Source organism: Desulfofundulus sp. (assembly GCF_049701015.1).
Lineage (GTDB): Bacteria > Bacillota > Desulfotomaculia > Desulfotomaculales > Desulfovirgulaceae > Desulfofundulus.
Map to the genome: position 1 here is coordinate 1 of NZ_JBNATZ010000283.1, position 3,033 is coordinate 3,033.

The following is a 3,033-nucleotide window of genomic DNA, read 5'->3' on the forward strand; positions in this document are numbered from 1 at the left end:
TCCAGTTTTATTTCGTTTCCGTTCGCGTCAACCAGCTTCAAGCCGTTTGGGTTGACCAGGTAGCCATCTTTGTCCACTGAAAAGGATCCTTCCCTGGTATAGTAAATCTTGTCTCCGCTCTCATCGCTTGCTTTTACACCGAAAAAACCGTTCCCGTTAATGGCCAGGTCCAGCGACCGACCGGTTTGCACGAGCGGTCCCTGGTTGAAGTTGTTGATTACAGCGGCCAGCATGACACCCGTCCCCACCTGGGAAGGGTTGTTCTGTGCGCTCCCGGCGTTTATGGTTTGATAAAGGGTATCCTGAAAACTGGCCTGGGCCGCTTTATAGCCAGTGGTGTTAATGTTGGCGATGTTGTTGGCCAGAACGTCCATGCGCGTGCGGTGGCTGAGCATCCCGGCCAGGCTGGTATAGATGGACTGTATCACTTTTATTCTCACCTCACGTAGATCCACGAGTATTCCGGTCTCTTTTCCAACTTCCGACTTTCGACCTCCGACTTTTATTCTCCGCCGCCTCCGTCGTTCAGCGGCTGTGCGGCCTCCTTGCGGTCCGGCCGTTACTCGACAATTACGGCACCGTCAATGTTGGTGAAAACGCGCCCGGTTTCGGAATGGCGGTCCAGGGCTGTCACCACCGTGCGGTTCTGCACACTTGTTACGAGCGCCAGGTCGTGGTATATGACCAGTGAATTTCGCACCCCCTTGCTGGCGGCCAGGTTGACCGCCCTGCTGATTTTCTCCATGTCGGCATCATTCAGGGTGATGTTGCGCTCCCGCAGGCGTTTTTCGGCATGGGCGGATAGCTTCAACGTAACGTTACCCAGTTCACGTTGAAGCAGTTCATTGAATGATGCCTTCGGGGCTTTTACATCCCTCCGGCTCTGGTTGGCCGGCCTGGGATTTTCGAGAATTACCGGTTCCGGCCAAAATCCGCTGACCCTGGCGTCCATTTAACCCCGGATCTCCTTTACCGTATCATAGTCATAGGGAGTGCCGTTAATCACTACTTTGATACCGTTTTCGTTGATAATGAGCTTTTCCACCGATCCCTCAACGTCCCGGCCGTCCTGTCCCACCACCGTCACCTGCTTGCCGACCAGATTGGCGGCCAGCGAGAGCTCCTCTGTCTGCAGGAGTGTTTCCATGCTCTTGTTCAGGTTCATTATCTGTTCCAGGGCCGTAATTTGCGTCATCTGAGACATGAACTGGTCCTGGTCCATGGGACTCATGGGGTTCTGGTAGCGCAGCTGGGCGACCAGTACTTGCAAAAAGGCATCCTTGTCCAGTTCCTTTTTGGGGGGCTGTAATTTGTCTTGCGGATTGTAGTAAATGCTGCTTGCGGAATCAACTTGATTAACTTCCACTGTACATCCCACCTTCAAACGAAAAAGTTGATGACATCAGGTAATGGATCCGCCGCCGGTTCATAACCGGCACTCCCGCCCGCTCCTTCACCAGAGCCACCGTGTGGCCGCCCGGAGTTGTACCCCGGTTGCTGGTAATCGCCACGGGGTGAGGTACCGCCGTCATGTCCCACCGATACCGAAGCGCTCTGGAGGTGCAGGTTTTGAGCAGCAAGGTTCTCGCGCAGCTGAGGCAAGGCGCTTTCAAGGGCGTCTCCGGCCGCGGCGTTACTTGCCAGGAAGTGGGCGCTCACATCCCCGTGCCGGTAGACCAGGCGGACCATAACCTCACCCAGGTGCTCCGGTTCAAGCTTGAACCAGAGGTGGGTCTGCCCCTCGACATTCCTCGCCACAGCCTCCCGCAACACCCGCACGATTAAAGCCGGCATTTGCACCGGGTTTAAATTTTCCTGGTGAACTACTGTATGGGCCGAATTATTGGAAATTCCGATAATCCCCTCTCCAGCGGGACTGGTTGACTGGTACTGCGCCGGGTTGCGGCTCGGGGAGCCTGCACTGTTGTTACGGGGCACGACGGGAGAAGTCGCATCCTGTACGATCGGCCGGGGTGCCACACCACTCCGGGTATTCGGGTTCCCCGCATCGCTGAAATCCAGAACGTCCCCCGGGGTTTTACTTTGCAGGTTCATGCCAGGCGGTACCCCCGCTACTTTACCCTCAGGAACGGAGTACCCGTTCAACAACCTCTCTTCCCCGGAACCAACCTTTTGAGGTATGACTTCCCTTCCATTTTGTTGCACGAGTTGTGAAGGGGGAAATTTAAGCAGGTAACTTTCGAGTTGTTGAACATTCAGTGCACCACCATTTGCCGCCCCGGCGTCAGGTACTTGTAACGCAAGAAGCCTTGACGACTGTAAGATAACCTTTTGCCCCCGGCCATTGTCACCTGGAGAGATACCCATACCGTCCTGCTGCAAGCCAGGCAGGGCTGGCTTTAAGGTCTTTGTGTTTTGCCCGGCCTGTCCCGCCGCATCTATGGTCTGCACAGGCAGAAATCCTGCTGCTTCCTGGAGCTGGCCTGCCAGGGTAGCAGCGGCTATGGTGGGCACACTCTGGCCGCTGTTATTGCCGGCCTCCAGGAGGGTTTCAAATGTTTTACCTCCCTGTTTGTTGTAAAGGTTCAGGATTGCCGCCAGGAGGGCTGTCCAGTCAGCTGGCATCACAGTTCCGTGTTTCCCGGTGTCTTCTCCTGCCTCCTTTTCGGAGCCGTTCAATACCGGTGTGGGCGGTTCGTCACAAGTAATGTCATGAGACGGCAACAGTGACATGAGATCGGTCAAAAACCCCTGTAAAGGACCGGCTTCCGGCTCCTGCTCGCCCCCGGTTTCCGTACCTGTGTTGAAATCCCCACCAGCTGCGTTTGCAGTGGCCGCACCTTCCCCGGTTGTACCCAGCAGTTGCATTAAGAGGTCAAGAAAAGTGCTGGAAGGGGGTGCACCGGATGCAATGGTGCCCGGAGAAGATGGCTGTTCCGCCACACGGGTTGTGGAATTGATTTCCATGGCCGTTTCACCTCCTTTGCAAAAATCTTCCTTTCGTTTTTTACCCTCACCTCCCACGGAGCTCAAACTGCGGGACTTGTCGCAGTACTATCCGGCTTTCCGCCT

At 55.6% G+C, this 3,033-nt stretch carries 4 protein-coding genes; all 4 read right to left on the reverse strand.

The annotated features are described in order from the left end of the window. The coding region (locus tag ACPLUI_RS13245) for a flagellar hook-basal body protein (protein ID WP_424660723.1) at positions 1-428 on the reverse strand (428 nt) is incomplete at its 3' end. A gap of 131 nt (positions 429-559) precedes the next feature. Continuing rightward, the gene (locus ACPLUI_RS13250) at positions 560-952 is read right to left on the reverse strand and encodes a TIGR02530 family flagellar biosynthesis protein (protein ID WP_424660724.1); all 393 of its coding nucleotides are present in this window, start codon (positions 950-952) and stop codon (positions 560-562) included. Further along, positions 953-1,366, reverse strand: a complete 414-nt coding sequence (locus tag ACPLUI_RS13255) for a flagellar hook capping FlgD N-terminal domain-containing protein (protein ID WP_424660725.1) — start codon at positions 1,364-1,366, stop codon at positions 953-955. It abuts the gene before it with no gap. Positions 1,367-1,380: 14 nt separating this feature from the next. Next, positions 1,381-2,928: a flagellar hook-length control protein FliK gene (locus ACPLUI_RS13260; protein ID WP_424660726.1), complete on the reverse strand. Its 1,548-nt coding sequence runs from the start codon at positions 2,926-2,928 to the stop codon at positions 1,381-1,383. Between the last annotated feature and the right edge of the window lie 105 nt (positions 2,929-3,033).

What these genes read in the sequence shown, in the direction of transcription:
- ACPLUI_RS13250 (WP_424660724.1), bottom strand. Translation starts at nt 952, where the DNA reads ATGGACGCCAGGGTCAGCGGATTTTGGCCGGAACCGGTAATTCTCGAA.
- ACPLUI_RS13260 (WP_424660726.1), bottom strand. Translation starts at nt 2,928, where the DNA reads ATGGAAATCAATTCCACAACCCGTGTGGCGGAACAGCCATCTTCTCCG.